This is a genomic window from Chloroflexus sp. (genome assembly GCF_056331925.1).
The window spans coordinates 72515-99082 of record NZ_JBWGQH010000013.1; the positions used below are offsets into that span (position 1 = coordinate 72515).

18 protein-coding genes are annotated in these 26568 nt (G+C 53.9%); 10 read left to right on the top strand and 8 right to left on the bottom strand.

The genetic code is table 11. The annotated features are described in order from the left end of the window. Window positions 1-43 precede the first annotated feature (43 nt). The 4 genes from AC01ZF_RS08595 (at window position 44) to AC01ZF_RS08610 (ending at window position 11791) form a co-directional block, all read left to right on the top strand. A complete protein-coding gene (locus AC01ZF_RS08595; RefSeq protein ID WP_428131181.1) occupies window positions 44-1540 on the top strand; it encodes a multidrug transporter in 1497 nt (498 codons plus the stop codon). Window positions 1541-1566: 26 nt separating this feature from the next. Further along, a complete protein-coding gene (locus AC01ZF_RS08600) occupies window positions 1567-2511 on the top strand; it encodes a GGDEF domain-containing response regulator (RefSeq protein WP_428131179.1) in 945 nt (314 codons plus the stop codon). Between the two features lie 95 nt (window positions 2512-2606). Then, window positions 2607-10958 (top strand): GAF domain-containing protein, encoded by an 8352-nt coding sequence (locus AC01ZF_RS08605; RefSeq protein ID WP_476575286.1) that lies wholly within the window; start codon window positions 2607-2609, stop codon window positions 10956-10958. Then, entirely contained in the window at window positions 10955-11791 is an 837-nt protein-coding gene (locus AC01ZF_RS08610) for an alpha/beta fold hydrolase (RefSeq protein WP_428111316.1), read from the top strand. The genes AC01ZF_RS08605 and AC01ZF_RS08610 overlap by 4 nt, the downstream gene beginning before the upstream one ends. A 69-nt stretch (window positions 11792-11860) precedes the next feature. Here the strand turns inward: AC01ZF_RS08610 and AC01ZF_RS08615 are convergent, their stop codons facing one another. Then, on the bottom strand, window positions 11861-14629 hold the full coding sequence (locus AC01ZF_RS08615) for a valine--tRNA ligase (protein ID WP_428131173.1): 2769 nt from the start codon (window positions 14627-14629) through the stop codon (window positions 11861-11863). A gap of 201 nt (window positions 14630-14830) precedes the next feature. Between AC01ZF_RS08615 and AC01ZF_RS08620 the strand changes: the two genes are divergently transcribed. The 4 genes from AC01ZF_RS08620 to AC01ZF_RS08635 all read left to right on the top strand — a co-directional run bounded on the left by AC01ZF_RS08620 (window position 14831) and on the right by AC01ZF_RS08635 (window position 16925). Next, window positions 14831-15556 (top strand): ABC transporter ATP-binding protein, encoded by a 726-nt coding sequence (locus AC01ZF_RS08620; protein ID WP_424676863.1) that lies wholly within the window; start codon window positions 14831-14833, stop codon window positions 15554-15556. A 77-nt stretch (window positions 15557-15633) separates the two neighbouring features. Beyond that, complete coding sequence (locus AC01ZF_RS08625) at window positions 15634-15951, top strand: hypothetical protein (RefSeq protein ID WP_424676862.1); 318 nt, start codon at window positions 15634-15636, stop codon at window positions 15949-15951. Window positions 15952-16251: 300 nt separating this feature from the next. After that, window positions 16252-16509, top strand: a complete 258-nt coding sequence (locus tag AC01ZF_RS08630) for a hypothetical protein (protein ID WP_476575287.1) — start codon at window positions 16252-16254, stop codon at window positions 16507-16509. 32 nt (window positions 16510-16541) lie between these two features. Next, a complete protein-coding gene (locus AC01ZF_RS08635) occupies window positions 16542-16925 on the top strand; it encodes a TIGR04086 family membrane protein (RefSeq protein ID WP_428111311.1) in 384 nt (127 codons plus the stop codon). 4 nt (window positions 16926-16929) lie between these two features. Here the strand turns inward: AC01ZF_RS08635 and AC01ZF_RS08640 are convergent, their stop codons facing one another. The 4 genes from AC01ZF_RS08640 to AC01ZF_RS08655 all read right to left on the bottom strand — a co-directional run bounded on the left by AC01ZF_RS08640 (window position 16930) and on the right by AC01ZF_RS08655 (window position 20693). Then, on the bottom strand, window positions 16930-17784 hold the full coding sequence (locus tag AC01ZF_RS08640; RefSeq protein ID WP_476575288.1) for a hypothetical protein: 855 nt from the start codon (window positions 17782-17784) through the stop codon (window positions 16930-16932). Further along, window positions 17735-18532: a hypothetical protein gene (locus AC01ZF_RS08645; protein ID WP_476575289.1), complete on the bottom strand. Its 798-nt coding sequence runs from the start codon at window positions 18530-18532 to the stop codon at window positions 17735-17737. Before AC01ZF_RS08645 ends, AC01ZF_RS08640 begins: the two co-directional genes overlap by 50 nt. 93 nt (window positions 18533-18625) lie before the next feature. Then, window positions 18626-19549 (bottom strand): RluA family pseudouridine synthase, encoded by a 924-nt coding sequence (locus AC01ZF_RS08650; protein ID WP_428111309.1) that lies wholly within the window; start codon window positions 19547-19549, stop codon window positions 18626-18628. Between the two features lie 7 nt (window positions 19550-19556). Beyond that, a complete protein-coding gene (locus tag AC01ZF_RS08655; RefSeq protein ID WP_424676857.1) occupies window positions 19557-20693 on the bottom strand; it encodes an aminotransferase-like domain-containing protein in 1137 nt (378 codons plus the stop codon). A 120-nt stretch (window positions 20694-20813) separates the two neighbouring features. On the opposite strand from AC01ZF_RS08655, the gene AC01ZF_RS08660 reads away from it, so the two are divergent. Then, complete coding sequence (locus AC01ZF_RS08660) at window positions 20814-22205, top strand: S41 family peptidase (RefSeq protein WP_476575290.1); 1392 nt, start codon at window positions 20814-20816, stop codon at window positions 22203-22205. 50 nt (window positions 22206-22255) lie between these two features. Here the strand turns inward: AC01ZF_RS08660 and dnaA are convergent, their stop codons facing one another. Both dnaA and scpB read right to left on the bottom strand, forming a co-directional pair. Continuing rightward, window positions 22256-23692, bottom strand: a complete 1437-nt coding sequence (gene dnaA, locus AC01ZF_RS08665; protein ID WP_424676855.1) for a chromosomal replication initiator protein DnaA — start codon at window positions 23690-23692, stop codon at window positions 22256-22258. Window positions 23693-24141: 449 nt separating this feature from the next. Continuing rightward, window positions 24142-24711: an SMC-Scp complex subunit ScpB gene (scpB, locus tag AC01ZF_RS08670; RefSeq protein WP_424676854.1), complete on the bottom strand. Its 570-nt coding sequence runs from the start codon at window positions 24709-24711 to the stop codon at window positions 24142-24144. Window positions 24712-24801: 90 nt separating this feature from the next. On the opposite strand from scpB, the gene AC01ZF_RS08675 reads away from it, so the two are divergent. Next, complete coding sequence (locus AC01ZF_RS08675) at window positions 24802-26079, top strand: ABC transporter permease (protein WP_428111306.1); 1278 nt, start codon at window positions 24802-24804, stop codon at window positions 26077-26079. A 219-nt stretch (window positions 26080-26298) separates the two neighbouring features. On the opposite strand, the gene AC01ZF_RS08680 is transcribed toward AC01ZF_RS08675, so the two are convergent. After that, on the bottom strand, window positions 26299-26553 hold the full coding sequence (locus AC01ZF_RS08680; RefSeq protein ID WP_015942526.1) for a UPF0158 family protein: 255 nt from the start codon (window positions 26551-26553) through the stop codon (window positions 26299-26301). Window positions 26554-26568: the final 15 nt, after the last annotated feature.

Here is a 26568-nt window from a genome sequence, read left to right on the forward strand (position 1 = left end):
ATTGAACTATTCCGCGCCGACAACGGCAGAAAGGACTCGTTCGATGGAGCGGATCATTCTGCGCGACCCAAAACTCATCTCGCCCTTCGCTGAGCCTGCCCGTGAACTGCGCATCCTCAACAAGCCGCTCTGGCTTTTGCAGCGTGATCTATTGAAGGCGTACAGTAAAAGTGCAGTTGAAATCGACCAATTAGCCGAGGTCTCTGAGTTATCGGCTCACGACGAGCGCATCGTGTACCGTGATAATCTCTTCTTCAATGCTGAGCTGATCGACACCTTCATTCATGAAGCGCGTAAACGGGGGACAGCGGCACAGATTGCGTTCAAAGCCAGTAACCCGGCTACCGGTCAGAAGGGCGATCCGAGCATCGAGCGTCACGCAACGCAGCTCTCGCACCATATTCGGCGGGTCGGTGATTATTACGTTGCCGATCTCTACTATCTCCCCGCCGGTGTGAACGATCTGACCCAGGCACAGCCGCTCGTCATTGACACGCTCAGCCATGAGATGGGATATTACCGTATCCCTAGTTATATGGCGCATAAAGGGGATCTGACCTATCAGATTCCAATTCGGGCTTTTGTCTCGATTGAGAGCTGGCTCCACGTCTTAATGGCTAACGTGTTAATGGGGGTCTTCTCGTGGGCTGCCGCGCTTGACGTGCGGATGAGCAAGGCACGGTTGAAGAACCTTCCTAAGTGGACGGCGGAAGATTGGCGCTTATTTCCAGGCAAAATTGCCTTCGCACTTAAGGCATTTTGGGAGAAGATTAACCCACTTGAAGAGCAGTGGCGTAATCACTTTCTCGCCTCGCGTGCGCTGGTCAAAGTCGGGAAACGCTGCTCTATCGATCCGACAGCGATCATCCACGGGCCTACGGTAATCGGTGATGATGTCTATATCGGGCCGGGAGTAGTCATTGCCAATAGCTATATCGGCAACAACGTCAATATTATGCAAGGGTCACAAATTATGCTGAGTGTGGTAAGTGACCGCTGCTTTTTGCCGTTCAACGCCGGTCTATTTATGACGGTACTGATGGAAAATAGCATGGTGGCCCAGAATAGCACGCTCCAACTCTGTGTGGTTGGCCGCAATACCTTCATCGGTGCGAATAACGTCTTCACCGATTTCAACTTGCAAGGTGAGCCGATCAAGGTTATTCATGACGGTGTTCCGATGGAAGTTAATATGCCGGTGTTGGGTTCGGCGGTTGGTCACAACGTAAAACTCGGCAGTGGATTTGTGGTCTACCCCGGACGTATGATAGAATCAAATGCAGTGATCATCTTTGATAATGAGATGAATCTGATACGAAAGACGGTACCCGGACACGATCTGAACGACGTTGATGAAGCAACTGGTGAACCACGGCGCATTATCTACCACTGGCCGAACGTCTATTATGATCCGGCACACTCCAACCCTAGCTCGCCCGCTGATAGCGAGCCACCGGTTCAGATGAGCACATTTCGTCTAAGTCAACCTACCGGAAATGGTCGCCTGCCCGAGCACATTAGTGCGAGCCAGCGGTCATAGCCGCCGCATCGCAAGGAGAATCGACTGTGAGCAAGGAACGTATCCTCGTGGTTGAGGACCAGCCAGACATCTCAAGCCTGTTGAAGATCTATTTCACTGCCCAGGGATACGAGGTCTACACAGCCTTGCGCGGTCAACAGGCGCTAGAGATTTGCAGTAAGACACCGCCAAATCTGGCCCTGCTCGATGTGAACCTGCCCGATATGGAGGGGTACGATGTGGGACGAGCCTTGCGTGCAAGCCCGCGCACTCGTCATATCCCGATTATTTTTCTGACCGCACGCGGTGAACGGCGTGATCGTTTGATCGGGTTGGGAGAAGTTCAGGCGCAATACTACATCGTAAAACCGTTCGATATTGAAGAGGTTCACACAATCGTCAAGAATCAGCTTGAAGAAGCTCGCCGGCGCAACCAACTGCACCCCGTCACGAATTTGCCAACCGCCGAGTTACTGAATGATCAGCTACGGCAACTTCTTACTGCATCACATTGGGCGCTCATAAATGTGCATATTAACGGGTTTGAGACCTTTACCAATGTCTATGGTGCTGTTGTTGGCGAAGATGTGTTACGTTTTGTTGCTCTCATGCTCAATGAAGTGGTGAGTGAGCTGGGTGGCAATGAGGAGTTTGTCGGTCAACAATCGGTTGGGCAATCGTTCTTGATCACGACCCTTCCCGAACGCGCACAAGCCATCTGTGAACGGATTATTGCCCGATTTGATGACGAAATTGGCCTACACTACAACTACCGTCACCGGAAACAGGGTTACATCGAGTTTGTTGATGAAACCGGTGAACCACGGCAGGCTCCACTGATGTCGCTCTCTATCGGTGTACTAACTCACAATGATGGCCCTTTTGCTGATATTCGTGAGCTGAGTGAGGTGGCAGAGGAGGTACGTCAGCGTGCATTGGTACAGGCACGTGAACAAGGTAAGCGTAGTTTCGTAGTGTATGGCCGCTCTTAATATACGGTTTGGCATTCTGTAAAAACAGCGCCCTGTATTCGTTTAGGTATATGTAGCAGTCAATGCAGCCCCAACCGGTTAGCAAGAGCGAGGCCATGGATACGACGGTCACTGGAGCCCCAACCCAAGGTTGGGAACTCCTTACCCAATTGGCCCTACATAGTCAACAACCGCTTGGTGGTACCGAGCCGGAAGCGTTGTGCCGCCTGATCGGTGAGTTGCTCGAACGGCACCTTGGCGTCGGCGGGCGCTTGACGTTATTGGCCGGTGAGCGCGAGCTGGTCAGCGTGACATGGGGTGATGCGCCAACGAATGGCTATGCCCTCGACCTCCGCGATGCGAACCATCACTATGGCCGGCTTACCTTAGCGGCAACATTCGATCCGGCATTCACCAAAGCACTGACCGCTCAAATTACGACCCTCCTCAGCATCTGGCAACGATCCCAACTGGCCGAGCGCATCGAACGGTTGCGATCCCTCGGCTATGCAACCCTAGAGCAGGCCGGCCTTGGTGATATGACGGCTGCACTTGAGCAACTGTGTCGTGAAGCATGCAGCTTGTTGCCGGCGAAAGCACTCGCCCTGTACTGGATTAACTTCAATGAGCAGACCCTTTCACGAGCAGTAAGTAGTGCAGGCAGTACGGTGTTTCCATCGCGACTGGCGATTGGCGACAATGAGGCCATTGCCGAAGCGATCACGTTTCAGACCGGTCAGCATGGTACCTGGCAGTATCATTTGTCGCGTCGTGGCGTCCCAACTGAATGGCCGATGCTGGTCGAACCCCTCAGTGTTGGAGTTGAGTTAGTTGGATTACTGATCCTCATCGATCCCGGACCCGATGCGGAACTCACCATCTCATCGTTAGCCCGTCCGCTTGCGCTCTTGCTGCACACCACGTCGTTACAACAACACGAAAGTCGGCATGCTCGTGAACTGTTCGTATTGTACGAGAACAGTCTTGAGATCGGATCGGGGTTGGTCATCGAAGAGACCATTGCACGGGCAACCGAGAACATGGCATTAGCGCTCAACGCCGATTTCGGGGCGGTGTACTTGATCGATCCGAACCGTCAAAATCAAGCTCAGACGATTGCTGTGCACAGTGAACACCTCAGTGGTGTGCGCAGCTTTGATACCATTACCCTGACTCCGGCACTCACAGCGTTCATGGAGCGAAGCGAGCCGGTTCTGATAGCCAACACGCCGCTGATCGCGCAAGATAATCCGATAGCTGCTCATGCAACAATGTTTGGTTGCCAAAGTCTTTGGTTGACACCACTACGGAGCAAAGAGCAGGTTGTTGGATTTTTGGCGATGGGCTACGCCGCCTCGAGCTATATGCTCGATCAGATTGAGCGCAACCTATTACAGGTGCTGAGCGCGCAGATCGCGACCACCGTACAACACCGGCGGTTGTACGATGCAGCTCAACAACGTGCCGGTGAACTCGAACGGCTCCAGGAGATTAGTGAGTCGCTTGCTGCCGATCTCTCGCTCGATGAAACACTGGAGTCGACGATAGCCGGTGCTGCTAAGCTCGTCCGATTCAGTGGTGCCCGGATTACCCTGTACGACGAACGCTACCAGACGATGCGCATCGCTTTCCAGCATGGATTGCGGTGTCAGGTTGGTGGTGAGGGTGATGTCCTGAGTTTGTGGATCGCGCGCCATCAACGACCGCTGCGGATCGGAAATCTTTCCCAACCGCCGGTGTGGTTGGGGGCACTTGATAATGCCTGTATTCTGATCCTTGCTAACGATATGCCTGCCCAAAGCTATTTGGGCATGCCGTTGCGGAGTGGCAACACACTCTTGGGTGCGTTGGAGCTCATTTCGACGCAAGCGGGAGCCTTTAGCGCCGAAGATGAGCGGTTGTTGAGCATTATTGCTGGTCAATCGGCACGTGCCATCGCCAATGCTAGCCGATTTGCACAAGTTGATAGCAGCTTGCGCTTACGCATCGAACAACTGCGCGCGCTCCAACGGATCGGTAGTCAGTTAGCGATTACTCTCAACCAAAACGAGATTCTTGCCTTTGTACTTGAGCAAGCACTACGCGCTACCGGCGCCGGTCACGGTTTGATCGCATTACGAGTAAATTCCTCGGAGTCGACCAATGGTGGCCGCTCAATGACCGAATTGTTGCACCGATCACTGACCACCGACCTTGATAGTGAAGACGGTGCATTTGTGATTGTCGAAGTCATTGGCTACGCACCGCAACTACGTACCCGACTGCTCGGTAGCACGATTGAGCAAGATGTACATACTGCCCAAGAGTCAATCGTTCGTCGGGAGATTGCGATCGGCGACTACCTCAGTGAAGATGAGCGCAGTGCATTACTTTGCCCGAACGCTAGTTCAGCGCTGGCAGCACCCATCTTCTACCAGGGTAGTGTGTACGGAGTAGTGTTGTTGCTTGCGGAACAACCGCACTACTTCGACCACGACGCGGCTGAGTTTCTCCGTGCCCTCACCCACCAGGCGGCGATTGGGATCGGGAATGCCCAGCACTACTTCGAGCTGGAGCATATGGCCAAAATGCTCCAGCGGCGAGCCGATATTCTCAAAGACGTGTTGGAGATTGGGCAGGCCCTGCGCGCCGATCAGTCGCTGCCGAGTGTGCTTGAGCAGATCGGGTACAGCATCATTGAAGCGCTCGGTCTACGGACCGTCATGTTCTGTCTTGCGCGGCCCGATGATCCGAATCACCTCTATCTGGAGGCGGCTGCCGGTATTCCTTTATCGGAACAAGCGCGCTTGGTCGAACATCCATTGGCGTTAACACTGGCGACGCGCTATCTTGACCTACGCTTCCGGCTCGGACGAACATACTTTGTGCCGGCTACGGAGGCTCGCGTACTGGAAGCCGGGTTCGACACGAGTATATTTGACTATCACCCATTCAGCGATGAGCGGGCTGAGCACGAATGGCAATTGAACGACCGGCTGTGCGTACCACTTTATTCGACCAATGGGATGTTGTTGGGGATGATCTTCGCCAGTGATACCGAAGATCGGCAACGCCCAACAGCACGGATGGTCGAACCACTTGAGATTTTTGCCGATCAAGCTGCTATTGCGATTGAAAACCATCTGCTGTTACAGGAAGCTCGCGACCGGGCCGAGGAAATGGCGGCACTCTTCCACGTTGGCGCCGCAGCAACTTCGACAACCGACCTCGACATCTTACTTGAGCGTGTCTATGAAGAGATTGTAGCGTTCCTCGGCATACCGGATTTCTTCTACATCGCTAGCTACAATGCCGAGCAAGAAACGATACGCTTCGAGCTGTTTAAGCAACGTGGTGTGACAGTTCCTGAATACCATAAGCGTATCACACCAAAGCAAGGACTAACTGCTAAGATTATTGATGAGGGTAAGCCACTTCGGATCGATGACCTTTTGCAAGCAACCGATCTGCGCAGTCAGTCGCTCCTGTTAGTTGAAGAGGGTCGGCAGGTACGCTCATGGATCGGGGTGCCGCTGATCAGCCAAGGAGCGGTGATCGGCGTTCTATCGTTACAGAGTGAAACCGCCGCCGCCTTTTCTGAACGCACCTTACGCTTTTTAGCCGCACTGGCCAACCAACTCGCCATCGCGCTTGAAAATGCTCGTCTCTTCGCCGATCGTGAACAACGGATTCGCGAGCTGAACATTATTAACCGAATCGGGCAAATCATCGCGGCAACGCTCGATCAACGGCAAATGCTGCGCGATGTGTACGAGCAGTTACGCCACTTCCTTTCCCTCGACTCATTTGTCGCATTTTTGTACGAACCGGAAAGTGGCGAGATGACGTTGTGTTACGAAGTCAACGAAGGGGTTGAGTCATTTACCGAGCATCGCCAGCCACCTAAACCGGGGAGCCTGACCGAACGAATTATTCAGACCCGCCAGCCTTTACAATTTACCGATCTTAGTATTGAGGCTACCGAAGCCGGTTTTCAGCCGGTACGTTTTGGGAGTGAACGTCCCTCGGCAGCATGGCTCGGCGTGCCATTGCTGATCGGGGACCAGACGGTCGTTGGTGTGCTGGCGGTGATGAGCTACACTCCCGGTATCTACCACGAGCGGGAACGCGCTTTCCTGACGACGGTTGCCAGCCAATTAGCGCTCGGCGTTCAGAATGCTCGCCTCCTCGAGCGCGCGCAAACGCAAGTTGAGCAACTGGCATTGATCAACCGGGTTGCAGCCAAAACCAATGCACTGACCGATCTCAAAGCCATTTACCAAGAGATCGTAAATGCAATGGCGACCGCGACGGGGGTTGATCAGGCACGGATAGTGATCTACGACCGTGAAAGCGGCTATGCACCGGCCGTCGCCGAGTTTGTCGATAGTGGACTGCTCGATCAACTGCGCATCCAACTCTTCGACAATCCTTCGGTTGATTGGCTCGACCGCGAGAAACGACCGCTGGTTTCAGAAGATGCGCAAAACGATCCACTGTTCGCACCGTCGCATGCTATATTCCGTGCACTTGATATTCGTTCCATTGGTATCATACCGATCATCTTGGATGACGAAGTGATCGGTACAGTTGGGCTTGACTTTGTCGGACGAACGGGTACGTTCTCGCCGCAAGTCCTCGAGTTGTGCCAGACCCTGGCCAACCAGACGAGTACCGCCATTGCACGCGCCCGTGCAACTGCTGAAGCGCAGCGGAGTGCTGAGGCTACCCGGCAGAAGGTCAGCGAACTATCAACGCTGCTCGACGCTGCTCGGATCTTGTCGTCGCTGCTCCGCCCGCAAGAGGTGCTCAATAAACTGATGGAATTGGTCAGCCGTCAGTTTAATGTCACGACAGTAGCACTATGGACGATCAGCGAAGGCAATGTCCTCACACCGGCAGCCCTCGATGGTATTCCGTCTGAGCAGGGGCGTAGGATGCGCGTACCTATCGGTCAGGGCTTCACCGGACGGGTAGCCGAGACCGGTCAGCCCCTGATCATCGAAGATGTGAATGAAGAGGGCGGATCGCTCTACCCCAACTACCAGCAGCGCAATAATCTCATCTCATTTATGGGTGTACCGGTCATCTACCGCGAGCAAATTATCGGTGTGCTCAGTGTGATGACCAATTACCGACGTCGCTTTACGAACGATGAGATGTTATTGCTGGCCGGTCTGGCCAATCAGGCGGCAACAGCGTTGGAAAATGCGCGCCTGTTTGAGGAGCGTGAGCGACGTATCAATGAGCTGACAATTATTAACCGAATTAGTGCTGAAGTAAACGCTTCGCTTGATGTTATTGAACTGATCGAACGATTGCACGCCGGAATCGGTGAAATTATCGATGTGAGCACGTCGCTGATCGCCCTCTACGATGAAGCGACTAATACGATTAGCTATCCGATTGCCTACGACCGCGGTCAACGAATTACACTTGAGCCGCAACCACTTGGCTATGGAACAAATGGATGGGTCATCCGAAACCGTCGCCCGCTCTTACTTGGCACAGCATCTGCCGCCCGTGCGATGGGTCTGCTGATCGATGAAGGGCGAATCGGCGATACATCGGCCATCGAGGAGTCGTATCTGGTCGTTCCCATTATCTACAGCGATCAGGTACTAGGTGTGATTAATATCCAGAGCTATACGCAATATGCCTTTGACGAGAACGATCTGCGTTTCGTCACGACGGTAACGAATCAGGCGGCTGTTGCACTCAACAACGCCCGCCTGTTTGCCGAAACCCGCCAAAATGCGAGTGAAATGAGCACCCTGTTCGAGGTGTCGCAGAGCTTATCGGGCACACTCGAACCTGACACGATTCAGATGCTTATCGCCGATGCAGCAGTGCGCCTGCTGCGTGCCGAACTGGGAGCAGTGCTTCGAATCGACCGGCGTGGGAATATTGAGCGCCAGATCCTCATCGATGGCCTTGAATTCCGTGAAGACATTCACATTGATTTTCGGAGCGACGGTCTGACTGCCGCCTTGTTACGACGCGATCAACCGATTGCCATTAGCGATCTAGCTGAGTTCGATGACGGTGGGCACCATGCATTGAAGCTCGGTGTACGTAGCGCATTGGGCATTGCGGTTGGGCCAATCGAAGAACGCCTCGCTGTGATCTGGGTTGGCATGCGGAAACCTTTTGAATGGACCCAGCACCAAATTTCACTGCTCTCAATCTTGGCCAACCAAGCGGCACAGGCACTGAAGAGCGCGCAACTCTTCGCCGTCGAGCAAAAACGGCGACGACAGGCGGACATGTTGCGTGAAATAGCCCAGTCGTTTACGTCAACCCTTGCGTTACGCGAGATTCAGACACTCGTCCTCGAACAGTTGCAGCAGATCGTCCCCTACGATAGCGCAGCAGTGCTCCTGCGTGACGAGGGGTACGGTGATCTACGAGTAGTCGAGGTGCGTGGCACAACTTGTACCCTACCGGTTAATAGCACCTTGATCCTCGAAAATAGTAGTCTCTTCCAATCGATGGCGATTGAGCATCAGCCGATCCTGATCGCCGATACGTATCGCGATCCGCGCTTTCACGAATTACGCCGACTGGGCTGGTGTGATGGTGCATGGATCGGAGCGCCGCTGCTGGTTGATAATGAACTCGTGGGTGTATTGACGGTTCACGATCTTGAACCGGCTGCCTACGATGATGAGGCATTAGCGGTTGTATTTACCATCGCCAGCCAAGCAAGCCAAGCCATCCAGAATGCGCGTCTGTTCGATCAAATTAGCAACCTCGCGGCCGATCTCGATGCGCGTGTGCGTGAACGCACCGCCGAACTCGAACAAGCGACCCAGTTGCTGTCGGAAGAGAAGGAACGCCTCGAGGCAGTCAACCGAATTGCCCTAGAACTGACGACTCAACTCGATCTCGACTTGATCATTCAGCGGGCGCTTGCATTGATCTCCGACAGTCTACACGTGGATCGCGGGTCGCTCATGTTGCGTGATGTGGAAAGTGGAGCGTTAATCTGCCGCGCAGTGTTGCACGGTCGTGGGCAGGTGCAAGCAGCCAATGTTCCGCTACGATTCGCGAACAATACCGAGGGCTTGGCGGGCTGGATTATGCAGCACCAAGAACCGGTGAACATCCGTGACGTTACGCAGGATCCGCGTTGGGTTCAGGAAGGGGATCGCGCTAATACAGTCCGTTCGGTTGCCGGTGTCCCATTGCAGACAGGTGATACTACTATTGGTGTGATCATTCTGTCTAGCCCGCAACCTGATTACTTCAGCGATTCGCAAATGAATCTGCTCGGCACAATTGCGAGTGTGATCGCTGCTGCCGTCTATAATGCCCAGCTTTACGGTTTCGTGAACGATCTGGCGTTCCGCAATGCCGTGCTCCTCGAAGAGCAGCGTGCCGAGTCGTCGAAGAGTGCCGCTATCTTCCGCTCGATGACGGAAGGTGTTATTGTTCTCGATACGACGAATCAGATTACGCTGTTCAACCCAGCTGCGGAGCAGATGCTCGATATTGCAGCCGACCTTGTTCTCGGTCAACCCCTCGCTCATTTAGCCGAGGTTGGTAACGACGACATCAGCCGCCGACGTGGGCAGACGATTTACCAAGGCATTTTGCACGGCCTACGCCGGATGCGCGAGACCCAAGGTATCTTTAGCACGTCAATTGACTTAACCGATCCGACACAGGTGATCGCGGTGAACATCGCACCGGTACGTGGACTTGACACCGATTACGGCACCGTGGCCGTGTTACGCGACATTACCCGCGAAATTGAGGCAGACAAGGAGAAACGTCAGTTTATCTCGGACGTCAGCCACGAGCTACGTACACCGTTGACGGCGATCAAAGGGTATGTCGATGTCCTGCTGCTTACGGCCAGTCTGAACCTGACGTCAGATCAACTCAGTTATCTGAACATTATCAAAAATAACACCAACCGACTCCGCGCCCTCATCGAAGACATTCTCGAGTTCTCACGGCCCGACTCGAAGAAGAAGCTCACTTTCACGCAAGTTAATATTCCAACCGTAATCGAGGAAGTAGTCCAATCGCTACGATTGGAATACGAGCGCAAGAGCATGATAGTGCGGATCGATGCCTCGCCGGACCTACCACCGGTTATTGCCGACCAGAAGCGGGTCAGTCAAATTATCTTCAACCTCTTCTCGAACGCGGTGAAATACACCTATGAAGGTGGCTCGATTACCGTTCGAGCGTTCGTTAATCGAGCGAACATGATGCAAATTGAAGTGGAAGACACCGGTGTTGGAATGTCACCGGAGCAGGTGAAGAAGCTCTTCCGCCCCTTCTACCGCGCCGACAACCCACTGCGTGATATTGCCGGTGGTACCGGTTTGGGCCTGAGTATCGCCAAGCAACTGGTAGAGATGCATGGTGGCGAGATCTGGGTGACCAGCGAGCTAGGTAAAGGCAGTACGTTCTCGTTTGCCATCCCACTCCAGCAAACGATAACTACCGACAATCACGAGGAGGTGGAGATATGAGTGTTATCCACCTCGACAATCGGCTCGCCCACTACGAAGTATTCGGGCGCGGTCAGCCGATCATCTTCCTGCATAGCTGGATCGGCTCGTGGCGGTATTGGGTACCGATCATGGATCTTGCTTCCGAACGGTACCGCGCCTATGCGTTCGATTTCTGGGGTTTTGGCGAGAGCGACCGGCGCGGTGATCAGTTTTCGGTACCGACATATGTTGCGATGCTGATGCAGTTTATGGATCGGCTGGGGATTGCCCGAACGACGTTGGTTGGGCATGGGATGGGAGGGATGGTGGCGATTATCGCTGCTTACCAACATCCAGAGCGGTTCAACCGATTGCTGACCGTCGCTACTCCCCTCCACGGCCAAGTGTTGGCCCAACATATCAAGCCGGGGACGCTCTCTCGCTTGCTAGGCATGAACACCAACCAGAACGGTTGGGCGCGGATGGTACGCTCGTTACAGGTAGCGGACACCGAGATTCAGCAGGAGATTGAGGAAGACACGATCAGCCTGAGCGAACATGTGTTAAACCAGGTTCACGAGTCGTTGCTCGAGACAGACCTGCGTCCTCACATTATTTCGTTACAGACACCATTGCTGGCGGTATACGGTGGCAAAGATCCGATTGTCAATCCGGCGCACGCCGCATTTCTTAACGAGCTGGCCGAGCGCCCAATTCAGTTGCTGGTGTTACCGAAAGCTAGCCACTTCCCCTTCCTCGAGCAGGCCAATACGTTTGGCCGTATGTTACTCGATTTCTTGGTTTCACAGGGAACGGCGATTGAAATAAAAGAAGAGTGGCGGCGACGGGTGAATCAACGTGAATATCTGTAGCGGATGCGAAGAGGAGAACACTGTTGCAGCGACGTTGCCGGGCAACGTCGCTGCAATGTTGTACATGCACTACGCCTCAAGCTCGGCAATTCGCTCACGTAGACGGGCTACCGCTGCCTCTGCCGCTGCAAGCGCCTCGCGCTCCTTTTGGACAACGTGCGGTGGAGCTTTGCTGACAAAGCTCTCGTTGGCAAGCCGAGCGCTACGACGGGCAACGTCTGTCTCGGCTTGGGCCAGTTCTTTTTGGAGACGGTCGCGTTCTGCAGCAATATCGATGAGACCGGCCAGCGGTAGGAAACATTCGACGGTGCCGATCACAATTGACGCGGCTTGACGTGGACGTTCGACAAGATCGGTAACGATGGTGAGTTCGTCGGCAGCAACGCGGGCCAATCGGCTGATCAACGAAGTCTGAGCACGGAACAGCTCAGCGCGTTCGCCTGCGACAACTGTAGCTGCAATCCACTTTGCCGGTTCAACTTTGTACTCACTGCGTACATTCCGAATGGCCACAATCAGCTCTTGCACCAACGCCCAATCGTCCTCAACCGCCTCGTCGCGCATTCCTGCAAGCGGTGTTGGATAAGCTGCATAGCTCAGGGTACGCCGACCCAATTCGGCATAGGGCGTGGTGGGAGTAGGATCGGGCTGTTGGTAGGCTTCGGTGAGATATTGCCACACCTCTTCGGTCACGAAGGGCATAAAGGGATGGAGCAGTCGTAAGCTACCATCAAGCACGGTAAAGAGCACGCGCCGGGTGAGGTTAACCCGTTGGGCATCACCTTCAAGCTGCACCTTAGCAACCTCGACATACCAGTCGGCAAACTCACCCCACAGGAAGTCGTGAATTTGACGACCGGCTTCACCGAAGTTGTACCCTTCCATTAACCGATCCACCTCGGCTACCAGATAGGCATAGCGCGAGAGAATCCAGCGATCGGCAAGGGTAAACTCCTCGCGGTGCAGCATCTCTGGCGTAATCTTCACACTGTCGGTACGGGGCAGATCGCCCAATTTACCGATCACAAACCGCGTAATATTCCAAATCTTGTTAGCAAAATTACGCGCCGCTTCAATCCGCTGTGGGTTGAGATTAACATCTTGGCCAGGCGTACCACTCGTTACCAGGGTGTAGCGCAGCGCATCGGAGCCGTGCTGCTCGACGACCTCAAGCGGATTGATGACGTTCCCGAACGACTTCGACATCTTGCGTCCGTGTTCGTCACGCACGAGGCCGTGCAGATAGACGGTGTGGAATGGTGGTTGACCGGTAAGGTAGCAACCCATCATCATCATCCGCGCCACCCAGAAGAACAAGATATCATAGCCGGTCTCCATCACGCTGGTCGGATAGAACCGGCGGTAATCTTCGGTATCGTCAGGCCAACCGAGCGTACTAAACGGCCACAGACCGGAGCTGAACCATGTATCGAGCACATCGGGGTCTTGGACACCATCGGCAGGCGGTGGCTCATCGGGGCCGGGCACCACGATAGAGCTATCGGGGAGATACCAAACCGGAATCCGATGGCCCCACCAGAGCTGGCGCGAAATACACCAGTCTTCGATATGTTCGAGCCAGTGAAAATAGACCTTCTCGAATCGTTCAGGAACGATTCGCACACGACCATCCCGTACCGCAGCGATAGCCAACTCGGCGAGCGGCTTAGTCCGAACAAACCACTGCTCGGAGAGAAGCGGTTCGATGACTTCACCACCACGCTGACTAATCCCGATGTTCATCTTGTGTGGTTCGGTCTTAACCAGCAAACCTTCTCGCTCAAGATCGGCCAGAATCGCCTTACGACACGCAAAGCGATCGAGCCCGACGTAAGGACCACCCGCTTCGTTAATGGTCGCATCGGGGTTCATGATGTTAATCATCGGCAAATTATGGCGTTTGCCGACCTCATAATCATTCTTGTCGTGACCGGGCGTAATCTTGACCGCACCCGAACCGAACTCCGGATCGACATATTCATCGGTGATAATTGGAATAGGACGGCCCAAAGCCGGCAAGATCGCTTCTTTGCCGACAAGATGGGCGTAGCGTGCATCACCGGGTGAGACAGCCACCGCGGTATCGCCTAAAATCGTTTCAGGGCGAGTAGTGGCAACAGTAATAAACTCGGTAGCACCGGCAGCCCACTGACCCGACCCCCACGGCGCAGTTGGACCGGTCCACGTAGCGGTACGGATCGGGTAGCGCACATACCAAATTGAGACGTTACGTTCCTCGTATTCGACCTCAAGGTCGCTCACCGCCGTTTGCAGCTTTGGCGACCAATTAACGAGATACGTACCACGATAGATCAGGCCATCGTCATACAGGCGCTTAAAAGCGGTATGGACCGCACGCGAGAGGCCGGGGTCAAGAGTAAAGCGTTCGCGTGACCAATCACACGACGCCCCCAGCCGACGTAACTGACGAGTAATCTCGCCACCGTACTTCTCTTTCCACTGCCACGTGCGGCGTAGAAACTCTTCACGCCCTACTGCCTGCCGCGATGTACCTTCGCGTTCGAGCAGCTTTTCGACCTGCATCTGGGTCGCAATCCCGGCGTGGTCAGTACCAGGCACCCATAGCGTCTGATAGCCTTGCATACGACGCCAGCGGATCATGAGATCCTCAATCGCGACAAACATCGCGTGGCCAAGATGCAACTCACCGGTGACGTTGGGGGGTGGTATCGAGATAACAAACGGTGGTCGGGGAGCATCATCACGCGGCGCGAAAAGGCCACTACGTTCCCACCAATCGTAAAGCCGCTGCTCGACGAGGCGATGTTCATAGGCTTTGGCCATCTCAAGTGGGCGGGCAGCAGTCGGATCGGTCATAGATTCCTCAACAAAATCACACAAACGAACGTCATATCTGCACTATTATACCAGTCTTTTTGGTGCAATGATGGCGGAGTAAGCAGATGAATGTCAGGTACAATGATTATGAGGTATGTACAGTGATAGGGTAACCGAATCAACGTTGAGCAGGTTAGTATAAACGAGCAGCTTTGACCGTATAAAAGGAATAAACCGGCGATGACACCACCTCTGATTCAACTGAACAATATTACGAAAGTCTACGTCATGGGCGAGACGGAAGTACACGCTTTACGCGGCATATCGCTTACCATCAACCAAGGGGAGATGGTAGCGATCATGGGACCGTCGGGGAGCGGCAAGAGTACGTTGATGAACATCATCGGCTGTCTCGACCGGCCAACGTCAGGTGAATACTTACTGGAAGGGGTGAATGTTGGTGAACTGAGTGACGATGAGCTGGCGATCATCCGTAATGAGAAGATCGGCTTTGTGTTTCAGCAGTACATGCTGTTACAACGAACTACCGCTTTGCGGAATGTCGAGCTGCCGATGCTGTACGGACGGGGACGGCCAGATCGACAAAAGCGGGCACGGCGCGCTTTGGAAGCGGTGGGTATGGGAGACCGACTGCACCACCGGCCTAATGAGCTGTCGGGCGGGCAACAACAGCGCGTGGCGATTGCGCGAGCATTGGTCAATGAGCCGCGGATCATTATGGCCGATGAGCCGACCGGTGCGCTTGACTCACATACCGGTGCCGAGATCATGGGTATTTTTCAGCGGCTCAATGCTGAACAGGGCATCACCGTCATTCTCGTGACACACGAGCACGATGTAGCCCAACATGCCGAGCGGATTATTAGCGTGCGAGATGGTCTGATTGCCGACGACCGACCGGTAACGAACCGCACGATTGCGTGGCGTGAGCTGGCAACAGGATGAGTGTGAGCTGTGATCGCCTGGCGAGCTGAACATGGTATCATAGGTCCGTAGAACTGCTACGCGGGGGATTCTACGGTATGTTGCAATATTATCTGAGCCATGTTCTGCTCGTCAGCACTATCGCCGTGATGGTCTTCATCACACCAACCGGCGTAGTCAACGCCTGTGTATCATCTGTGCCACCTCATTACACGTCATGGACGATTACCGATACATCCTTGGCTCGCCTCGTTCAAGAACCGGCGCCGTCGCTAATGGGGCTGATCAGCGCGTTGCTGAGTCGCTATGCAACCTGGCTCATGCTGATAGTGTGCAGTTCAACGCTGGCCTTGCTCGGTGCAGCAGCGATTGCCGCGCAGATGCGACGAATCGCCGGCGACGATGATGATCGGTGAGGGACAGGTCGCGATGAGGTCGTCATGTAGACGACGTTAATTCATCGTGTTCATCTGCCGCAAACCCCGCCTTATCTGTCGGTCTCGCTCTAATATACGAGAATGCAACGAACGAGAGAAGTATCGCTGATTGGGAGATACTTCACTTCGTCGTTGGGAAATTTTTCATACTCCACCCTTGCGCTTTCGAGCAAACTCGGTGCATACTATAAAAGGGGTGATCATACTGTCACTCCGCGCCAGCGCCGGCGCTCATAAACCCATCTTCTCATCATCACATTCATCGAAGGAGCACGTTACATGGAGGTGCTACTGCAACTATTAGTTGCGGGAGCGTGGATGTTTACGCTCATCAACGGTTTTCGTCGTCTAATGCGCTTGGCACGGGTCTCTCATCTTCATCGGTGGGAGAGCAACATTCGAGTGCGTTCTGGCCTGAACCGGATTTGGTGGTGGCTTGGTCAAGAGGAGTTCTGGAACGCGGCGCGGTATGATGTGGCCCACGCATTACAAGTGTCACTGCTGGTCTTCCTCTTTGTGTGGCACATGGCCGGCTGAGAAACTGCACTCGATGTAGATAAGGTATCGGCGTGAACATTCGTTGGACGGCGGTTATTTCCGGGTTTATGGCCGATTTCGCGCTGACCATCATCTTACAGGTGATGATTATCGCTGCCGGCCAAAGTGCTGTATTTACCGAGCCATCGTGGCAAAATCCGATCCATGTGCTGCTAATCCTCTGTGGCGCTAGCCTTACCGGTCTAGGTGGCTTTGTCGCCGGTTGGCTGACCGACAATGCGTTCGCCATTCACGGGCTGCTGGTGGGGGTCGTCGGGATTTTGGTGGCTGCATTGGCCAATGTGGGCATTGAGGTACCACAATTGCTTCTGCTAGGACAGGTGCTTGGCTGCATCCTCGGTGCGTTAGGTGGGGCAATAGCGGGACGGATGCACAAGATATCAAAAATCGGTTAACGTATTATTCATCTGCGCCTGAACTATCGCGGAGTCGGCTACTCGCTTGTTCCCAGATTTGGTAGGCAACCTGACTCACACTGTAGCCGGCCGGTAGGCGGACCAGTGGTTTATTGTATCGATCACAAAAGTCTTTGACGGCACCTAACCCGTGACTGGCCCAGCGGATGGCAAGCAAAACCACGACAACTTCTGGCCGGGCAATGAATGGTTCGGTGAAGACATAACTGTGATGCGGTCGCGTATCACACCAGATCAGTTCACGTAGCTTGAACTCTTCCTCGATCATCTGTTTGATCTGCGGGCGCTCATCACCACCGATCAAGACCACACTTTTGTTCTGCAACAGCCCAGCCACCTGCTTCACCAATGGGTTATCACGCACCTCTTCGATAACTGATACCTCTTTACCATCAGGTAACGTCAGCGCGGCACGGTCTAACTCACGCACAACCCACGCCAACTGACGCGCCTCCTCGCTTACCGTGTGTAGTCGTTCACGAAACGGGAGGAGTAAGCGGCGCAGAGTACGATCACTCGGCGGTATGCCAAGATCGATCAAAGCGATAATTGTTTGGAGCGCCTTAGGCCACTGCTCATCGTCACCAAGTTGAACTTGATCGAGCTGATAACGCAATTTGTCTAGGAGTTTACGTTGCCGTCGACGGCGGTAGATCACTTGATCAAGAGCCGCACGCCATTCTTCCACCTGTGCTCGCCGTGTCTGCCATTGGCTCGGATCGGCCTGATCGGCACGCCGCATATAGCGAGCAAGGTAGATACCATCTTGCTTGGTACGCCGTTGCAACTTACCACAGTCTTTCGTCCAATGAAAGATGAAACGGAAGGTAGATACCATCTTGCTTGGTACGCCGTTGCAACCACTCAAAGAGCTGTAATTGCGTTGGATCGGGCGTCTTGCGCAACCGTTGAACTGCTCCAAAGAGCGCTGATTGAGCTTCAGCGGCAAGGGATAACCCTTCTTTCAACTCTTTTTTGAAGGATGGATTGTCAACGATTTCACTTAGAGTGTCGACAACGATGGCTGCCACTTCGCACGAACCGGCCAACACCTCCCAATCGTCGCGTTGTGTTGTAAGTGTTTGTGTAAGTTGATTGGCAATCCACTCCGTACACGGTTCAGTTTTGTCGGGTACCGATCCCGGTTCATCAAGCGCTTGCCTGATATAAGCTGCCTTGTTAAATAAACAGGTACTAAGGCTGGTGAGAAACTCTACTTCATTAACAACATTGGGTACCAACTTCGGGATTGGTGTAGGTGGAGATAAATACGTTTTCTTCCCGGAAAAGTGATCGATTAAGCGTAATACATCTGCTTCAGTAGCCCGTGGCAAGGTAGCCTGTGATAATGCAGATGCAGCGACGACCTCTTCCTCGCCGGCAACTGTCTCAGATGCAGATGGCTCGTCGTAGTCAGGCTGTACCGGCTCGGACACCGCTGTGGCCGACGCATCGTCGGCTATTGCCAGCAGTGCTTCACCGAGAACCCGCAGATGATGACGTAAGGAAGCATCGACCTGGGCCTGATTCTGCAACGCAGTTACGATGGCAGTAATAGCGGCGATTAGTTGGGAATCGTTGTGCATTTGCGTAGAACGTCACTCGCTTGAAGCATTCTTAACAATTATACCATGATAAGCAGACTTCAACCTTACGTTCGGCTTTTGTAATGCAGAATACTAGACAAAACACTTCAGTACAATGGTAAATATTGATGGTGGAGGACAGAAGATGTTAAGTAACCGACCACTGCGTGGATGAGGAAGGGTCAACTCGGCGGCGTGGAGGAGCGGATGCGGTATCTTCATACCGGCGACTGTTGTTGGTCCACCATAACGTTCATCGCCAAGCAATGGGCAGCCGAGGGCGGCGAGGTGCAAACGAATTTGATGGGTGCGACCGGTAAGTGGCCTAGCCCATACCAGAGCAATATCGCCATACTGACGGCGTAACTCGATCTGGGTATGAGCGCGTTTGACCCGCTGACCGTTGGGTAACACCTTTCCGATCTCAGTCTGATCGTACAGTCGCCAGCGCCCGGCGGCAGCACGGCCATGACCGGTAATCAGCTCAGTTACCGTCGGCGGATGCCCGGCACAGAGGGCAAGGTAACGTTTGGCTACTTGTCCGTTATTGAAAGCGGCTTGCAGAGGTGCGTTTGCGCGTGGATGTTTACTGATGACCAATATCCCTGAGGTACCGGCATCGAGTTGGTGAGCGAGATGCAACGTAGGCACCAGACCATCACGCTCGGCAAGCAGACGCCTTGCCACGGCCAATACACTGCCTTGCGTATCCCACGGTGTGTCGCCAGTGTAACAGGCAGGTGGTTTATTGATCACGAGCAAATCATCGTCTTCGTAGATGATATGGTTCAAGGTGAGGGGAGCATCGCGGTAGCCACCGGCCGGCGGCAAACGCACCAAGAGGGTCTCACCGGCACGTGCTGGCGTGTCGGCAGTTACGCGGCGGCCATGTTGCCATAACCCACCACGGATTGCTGCCTGACGACCACGTTCACCGAGCCGATTGGCGACAATGGCGCCAAGTGATTGGCCGGCCTCGTATTCAGTGATGACAAGTGAGATAATCGCTGATGACACGAACGTATTACCCAATCACCTGCTTTACCACCCGACCCAATCGGCGCGCGCCTTCGATCAGTTCAGCCTCGGGTAAGAGCGAGAACGCCAAGCGCAACTCATTTCGACCACCGCCATTGGCGTAGAACCGTGCACCGGGAATAAACGAGACACCGGCAGCTTCGGCTTGGGCGAGCAAAGCCGTAGTATCGACATCGGGTGGAGTACGGAGCCAGACAAAAAAACCACCGAGCGGTGGCCGCCACGTCACCCCTGCCGGCATCGCCCGTGCTAACGCCGACAGTAGCGTATCGCGTCGCTCACGCAATGCCGCACGGAGACGAAGCAGGTGTGGTTCAAAATCACCGGCCTGTAACAGAGCCAACACGACATGAGCGGTGAAATGATTGACGCCGCCACCGCTATCGAGCATACCGGTTTGCGTACAACGTTGCACAATGGCAGCCGGCGCTTGCATCCATCCTATACGCAGACCGGGGGCTAATACCTTAGAAAAACTTCCCAAGCGGATGAGCGGACCACCGGGGGCAAAACTGGTAATCGGTGGTGGAGGCGGCGCATCGTACCACAACTCAGCATAAGCTTCATCTTCAATCACAGTTAGCTCGAGGGCTGTTGCCAATCGTGCTAATTCGGCCCGACGCTCGGCATGTAAGGTGACTCCATTTGGATTGTTGTAGGTAGGAACGAGATAGAGAAAGGCAATCCGCTCCCCCCGATTACGTAGCAACTTAACTAACGTTGCTACCGCCGTGACGTGCAATCCCTGCTGATCACTTGGCACCGTGACAAAGCGTAAGCCGTAATCACGAAAGATCCGGAGTGCCAAATGGTACGTAGGCGCTTCAACGAGTACGACATCACCCGGCTTGGTCAACAACTTACACAGCATATCGAGTGCTTGCGAGGTGCCACCGGTAATCATTATCTCGGCCTCTGAAACAGATAGCCGGGTAGCGAGTAGGTGCAGCAACCGCCCCGGCCCTTGTGCAAAGCCGTAGGTCAATGCCGCCGGTGCATCATGCACTAACGTATGCGTTACAGCCCGCAACAGCTCATCACTTGGCAGAAGATCGGCTGCTAGATGGCCCCAACCGAATTCGATCATGCCCGGTCGTTGGAAAAATTGGATGTCCGGTAGCATATGGTCTGCTCTTTGATGGAAAGGTGTCAATTCCTCAGCAAGCTCTCACCGTGGTAAGACTGTGCTAATGGTATCATACAGTTAAACAGTAGCCGACATACCGAACATATCAGACAAACTATGCGCCATCGATATATTCTTCTCATACTGCTGGCCGCGATCATTATGAGCGGCTGTACCTTTGGGCAGCACACCGCAGACCCTACCTTCACCGGTGCTCGACCGGCAGCACCGGCAACCCGGATTCCTTTACCAAGCACCACGCCAGCTCCTACCGGTGAATCAGATCTCGCGCGAACACCAACACCAACCCCTACCGAACCGATTGCAACGATTGCCCCTACTCCAACACTAGCTCCACTCAGTCGTGACCAACGTCTGCAGATCTTTCAGCAAGTCTGGGAAACGGTACGTGACAAGTATGTATACCCTGACTACAACGGATTAGACTGGCAGGCAATTCGGGAAGAACTACAACCAAAAGTTGAAGCTGCCACTACACCGGAAGCATTCTATGGGATTGTGCGCGACATGATCAATCGCTTAGGTGACGACCACTCACGCTTCGAGTCTCCGCAAGAAGTTGCTGCCCAGCTTGCTGAGGCTAGTGGTCAACTACAATACGGCGGCATTGGTGTGAGTGTGCGAACCATTGATGAAGGCGGCCTCATCACCCGCGTGGTGCCCGGTGGACCGGCAGACCAAGCCGGTATTCTTGCGCGCGATATTATTGTGGCCGTTAATGGGATTCCGTTCAACGATCCCGACGCATTCGGCCCAGATGGTGCAATTGGGGCAGTTCGTGGCATTCCCGGTACGAGTGTCCGGCTGACAATAAAGCGCGGCAACGAGCCGTTACGAGAGGTTGAAGTTGTCCGAGCGGTGATCGACATTGCCGTGTTCAATCGAGTTACTGCCGAACGGCTCGCCGGTGACGTTGGCTTGCTCACCATCCCGAGCTTCTACGTCGACAATGCCGACAGCCAAGCGCGCGACGCCCTGACTAATCTGTTAGCAGAGGGGCCGGTCCACGGGATGATTATTGATGTCCGTGATAACAGTGGCGGCTATATTCATATCATGCGCAACATTATCGCCCTCTTTCACGACGGAGGCAGTATTGGCGCGTCGGTAGGTCGTAACGAGCGTGAAGAACAGCGCATTCCACGTGGACAAACTATCGCCGGTCTGACCGACATCCCGATTGTGGTACTTATCAGTGAGGAGACGGCAAGCGCCGCCGAGATGTTTGCCGCGGGGATGCGGGTTTTGCGTCAAGCGATGATTGTTGGTGTGCCCTCGGCGGGGAATACCGAAAACCTGTACGGCTACAACTTCGATGATGGCTCACGGCTTCTCCTGGCTGAAGTCGCCTACCAGCTCCCCGACGGTACTCTGATCGAGGGAACCGGTGTTGTCCCTGATGTCTTGATCGCAGTAGATTGGTGGCGCTTCCCGCGTGAACAAGACCCACAACTGCAAGCCGCACTAGCCCGCATTCGACCATCGTAGACCTGCATTGTTGTGGGGACCGCACGGCGTGTGCCGCGCGCCGTGCGGCGTTACAGGCCACGCATCATTTGGATGCGTTCACGGATGGTCATTACCTCGCTGCGCAAATGACTATCGGTATTGATTTCCTCGGCGATCTTCTCGCAGCCGTACATAACGGTGGTATGGTCGCGTCCACCAAGCAGGTTGCCGATGTCGACCAACGAACTTTCGGTCTCTTCACGCAACAGATACATCGCCACCTGGCGTGGTACGACTACGTGACGTGAACGGTTACGGGCGCGCAATTGTTCCACCTCAATCCCGTAATGTTCACTTACGATCTGTAAAATCGCTTCAGCGCTAATCCGCCGGCGTCGCTGATTACCGAGCAGATCGGCGAGTGCCGCCGTCGCGGTATCAATCGTTATCGGCAACCGATTGAGTTCGGCGTAGGCAGCCACTCGATTAAGACTACCCTCAAGCTCACGGATATTGCTCTGAATCTTGTGCGCCAGAAAATCGATCACTTCGTCAGGCACATTCACGCTCATCTGCTCGGCTTTAGCGCGCAAAATAGCAGTGCGCGTTTCGAGATCGGGTGGCTGGACATCAACAATCAACCCCCATTCAAATCGTGAGCGTAACCGTTCTTCGAGGGTCAAAATAGCCTTCGGTGGACGATCGGAACTTATCACAATATGTTTAGCTGCGGAATGAAGCGTATTAAACGTGTGAAAAAACTCTTCCTGCGTTGCATCTTTGCCGGCGATAAATTGAATATCATCGATCAGCAGCACATCGATATTCCGGTAACGCATCCGAAACTCTTCGGTCTGCTGGCGACGGATCGCATTAATCAAATCGTTGGTAAACTTTTCTGACGAGACATACAGCACATTAATTTCGGGATCGCGATCGAGCACGCGATTACCGATCGCGTGCAGCAAGTGGGTTTTACCCAAACCAACACCGCCATAAAGGAAGAGCGGATTGTAAGCCTGACCGGGGTTATCGGCAACAGCAAGACAAGCGGCGTGAGCGAGCCGGTTGCTCGAACCGACAATAAAGCTGGCAAAGGTATAGCGCGGGTTAAGCATGCCTGAACGCATTGCACTGGCGAGATCGAGCTGTACCGCACGTTCACTGTTGCCATTAACGGATGTGAAGGCTGACGTCGGTGACGCGGTCACCAATGGTTCTGGCTCCAATGCTACATGCGTACCGTTGCGGGGCGCCGCTGTCATTTCGGGTCGCAACGCTTGATTAGCGATCAGTACCTGTACTTGCACCGGATAGCCAACCACACGGGTTAGTGCATTGCGCAGCGGCATCAATAATCGATTCTCCAACACCTCCTTCTGGCTTGGTGAGGAGACCCCAATCCGAGCTATGCCGTTGTCGAGCGACAACAACATTGCCGGTCGCAATAATGCCTCGTAGTCGTGACGAGAGGTTTGCGATTGTAGAGCGGAAAGTGTTGTTTTCCAAACTTGAGTTAGGTTCACGCTGCGCCTCCTTGCAAGCCACGCCAACCTCTCCGCACACAATGAACGACCCGCGCCAAAACGCGGGATCGGTTGCCATACCTGAGTCTGCGCGGTGCGCTTGTGGTCAGCGCGGGCAGCAAGTTTTCAATTGATGTAGCGCCATCATACTCGATCTGTTCTCATATTTCAAGCAACATAACGCGGGTAATCTATAAACGTTTCTTATAGTGATAAGTTATGGTCGTGGAGAGTTTCTTGCGAACGTAATCTAGCACAGAACGTATTATGTTGAGAGTGAACTGTGGAAAAATGTGGATAACATGACAGTTCACTTCTTAAGACAACAGCGTTTGATCGCATCAGAGTGCGCCTATTACCGCTACGCACGCTCGCTGAATTGTCACCCCTCGCTTGTGGATAACGGGTGGACAGATAGGGAGAAGATGGTGGATAGACATACCAGGCAATTACGATTCTGGGAGATCAACCGGTGGCAGATCGGCCAAACTGGTTAAACCGAATTGTTGGAGGAACGTCGGAGTAGTAGCATAGAGGATAGGGCGACCCAACGTCTCCAGACGACCGACCTCACAGATAAGATCGCGTGCGAGCAACGCACGGAGAGCAGCGCTACTATCAACACCACGAATGGATTCAATCTGAGCGCGCGTGATCGGTTGTCGGTACGCGATAATTGCTAAGGTTTCGAGTGCTGCATGGGAAAGACGCTGGCCGTTTTGACTACCAAGAAACCGACGAATCACCGAGGCTGCCTCTGGGGCACTCACCAACATCAACTGATCGCCATGGCGTTGGAGGCGAATACCGCGCTGCGCATAGCTCGCACTCAATTCCTCAATAGCGGCTTCAATCTGCTCTGGTGAAACTTCAAGTACGCGAGCCAACTGCTCAAGTGTAACCGGCTCACCGGCTACGAACAGTACAGCTTCGATAAGTTGCAGTAATGAGGGTGTGGGTAAAGGTGGAAACAGAGGTGGTTGATCAGAAACAGATGAAAGCTGTTCCGAATCGCTCATTGTTAGTCATTCCCCCATAGGATCTATTCAGAAGCTTGCTGCTTATGGTATCATATCGGCTGCAAGTGTGAACAGGAAAGGACGTTGTCAATGAGCAAAAGCCGTCGTGGCATTACTCGCCAGCACATTATCGCTGGCTTTTTTACCTTATTAGGCTTGTTGATGTTGTTTAACTATCTTCCGCCGGCACTGGCAGGTGATGACGTAGTGAGTCGCATTGCCTTGGCCGTGCCACAGCCGATTATCAATTTTCCAACGGCGTGGAGCTTAAGCGTGATCGGTCTCATTGCAACGGTAGCCGGGGTACTTGGGCTGAGCAATCTCGTCTCGCGTTGGACTGATAGCTTGCTTTGGATCGGTGCCGTGCTCCTGTTCCCGGCGATTTTAATCTGGGCCGCTGCCGGTAAGCAAACTAACGCGACCGTCATGCTAAGTGAGTCGTTGCGCCTGGGCACACCGTTGGCACTTGGTGCATTAGCTGGCATCTGGGCCGAACGTTCGGGGGTCATTAACATCGCCATTGAAGGGATGATGTTAATGGGTGCGGCCTTCGGCTTTGCCATTTTCATCTTTACCGGTAATATCTGGCTTGGTGTGGTTGGCGCCGTCATTATCGGCGGGATGATGGCATTACTGCACGGCGTACTCTCAATCTCGTTTCGCACCGACCAGATCATTAGCGGTACGGTCGTTAATATCTTAGCCATTGGCATTACCGGCTATCTCCGCCGTCAGTACATCGTCGTTGAAGGTGGTGGACGGGTAACATTACCTTCGCTTTCGGCAATGATCGCCAATGCCGGGTTTCCCGATCTGGCCCGCTCGCTGGATTCGATCCCCATCATTGGCCCCTTAGTCTTTGGTGGCAAACCGATCTTTTTTGCAATGCTTCTGCTGGTGGTCATCACCCATATCATCCTCTTTCAGACCCGCTGGGGCTTACGGACACGAGCCGTCGGCGAGAATCCGAAAGCGGCAGATACGGTAGGCATCGCCGTCAATCGGATGCGCTACATCAATGTATTCATTAGCGGATGTATTGCCGGGTTGGGAGGTGCGTGGTTTTCAATCGAGACCGTTGGTCAATTTGACGATGGGATGACAGCCGGTAAGGGCTTTATCGCGCTAGCGGCAATGATCTTCGGAAAATGGATGCCATTTGGCGCATTTGGTGGTGCGATGCTGTTCGGGTTCGCCGAGGCGTTAGGAACACGCTTCCAAATCTTGCAGTTACAAGTTTTGGGTGGACCGGTACCGGTGCAGTTCTTGCAAGTGATCCCCTATGTGGTCACGATGATCGTGCTAGCCGGACTGATCGGGCGAGCCGTTGGACCGGCGGCAGTGGGTAAGCCTTACGAAAAACAATAATTCACGCATCATCGCCGGAAAGTTCCTTAGCTCTACCTACTGTATACGTAAACGTTCTGTGAACAGACGAAGTGGTTCGGTTCCGTTGAATATCGTTCAAAGCAAGCGTACAAGCAATAGCGGGCGGAAACCAATGTCCGCCCATCCAGATGGAATAGGGGATGAAGTACGACGTATCCCAGGAGCAGTACGATCCTTCACTTTGCCGGTATCCGGCGTTTAGGCTAATCCCTCTGCCTCGAGCCAGAGCTGCACATCGCTATCGGTCGGGTTGGTTTTTCCGCCCGGAATGTAGCGGTATCGATCCCCATACCCTTCCATCACCTGATTGCGCAGCGCTTCAGCTTCGGCACTCGGATCGGTGTCGGGGACGCGCAACACCTCACCGGAATTCAAATCAAGGTAAAAGCTAACAGCCGGATCGGTTTCAGCCAGTGCGGCGCGAATTTGTTCACGATTAATATGAGCAGCCACAACTTCCTCCAGTGG

Excerpts from the sequence above, each read along its gene's own strand:
- AC01ZF_RS08675 (WP_428111306.1), top strand. The coding sequence starts at position 24,802 with ATGAGCAAAAGCCGTCGTGGCATTACTCGCCAGCACATTATCGCTGGC.
- scpB (WP_424676854.1), bottom strand. The coding sequence starts at position 24,711 with ATGAGCGATTCGGAACAGCTTTCATCTGTTTCTGATCAACCACCTCTG.
- AC01ZF_RS08645 (WP_476575289.1), bottom strand. The coding sequence starts at position 18,532 with ATGCACAACGATTCCCAACTAATCGCCGCTATTACTGCCATCGTAACT.
- AC01ZF_RS08610 (WP_428111316.1), top strand. The coding sequence starts at position 10,955 with ATGAGTGTTATCCACCTCGACAATCGGCTCGCCCACTACGAAGTATTC.
- AC01ZF_RS08630 (WP_476575287.1), top strand. The coding sequence starts at position 16,252 with ATGGAGGTGCTACTGCAACTATTAGTTGCGGGAGCGTGGATGTTTACG.
- AC01ZF_RS08660 (WP_476575290.1), top strand. The coding sequence starts at position 20,814 with ATGCGCCATCGATATATTCTTCTCATACTGCTGGCCGCGATCATTATG.
- AC01ZF_RS08595 (WP_428131181.1), top strand. The coding sequence starts at position 44 with ATGGAGCGGATCATTCTGCGCGACCCAAAACTCATCTCGCCCTTCGCT.
- AC01ZF_RS08625 (WP_424676862.1), top strand. The coding sequence starts at position 15,634 with ATGTTGCAATATTATCTGAGCCATGTTCTGCTCGTCAGCACTATCGCC.
- AC01ZF_RS08605 (WP_476575286.1), top strand. The coding sequence starts at position 2,607 with ATGGATACGACGGTCACTGGAGCCCCAACCCAAGGTTGGGAACTCCTT.
- AC01ZF_RS08655 (WP_424676857.1), bottom strand. The coding sequence starts at position 20,693 with ATGCTACCGGACATCCAATTTTTCCAACGACCGGGCATGATCGAATTC.
- AC01ZF_RS08620 (WP_424676863.1), top strand. The coding sequence starts at position 14,831 with ATGACACCACCTCTGATTCAACTGAACAATATTACGAAAGTCTACGTC.
- AC01ZF_RS08615 (WP_428131173.1), bottom strand. The coding sequence starts at position 14,629 with ATGACCGATCCGACTGCTGCCCGCCCACTTGAGATGGCCAAAGCCTAT.
- AC01ZF_RS08640 (WP_476575288.1), bottom strand. The coding sequence starts at position 17,784 with ATGGTATCTACCTTCCGTTTCATCTTTCATTGGACGAAAGACTGTGGT.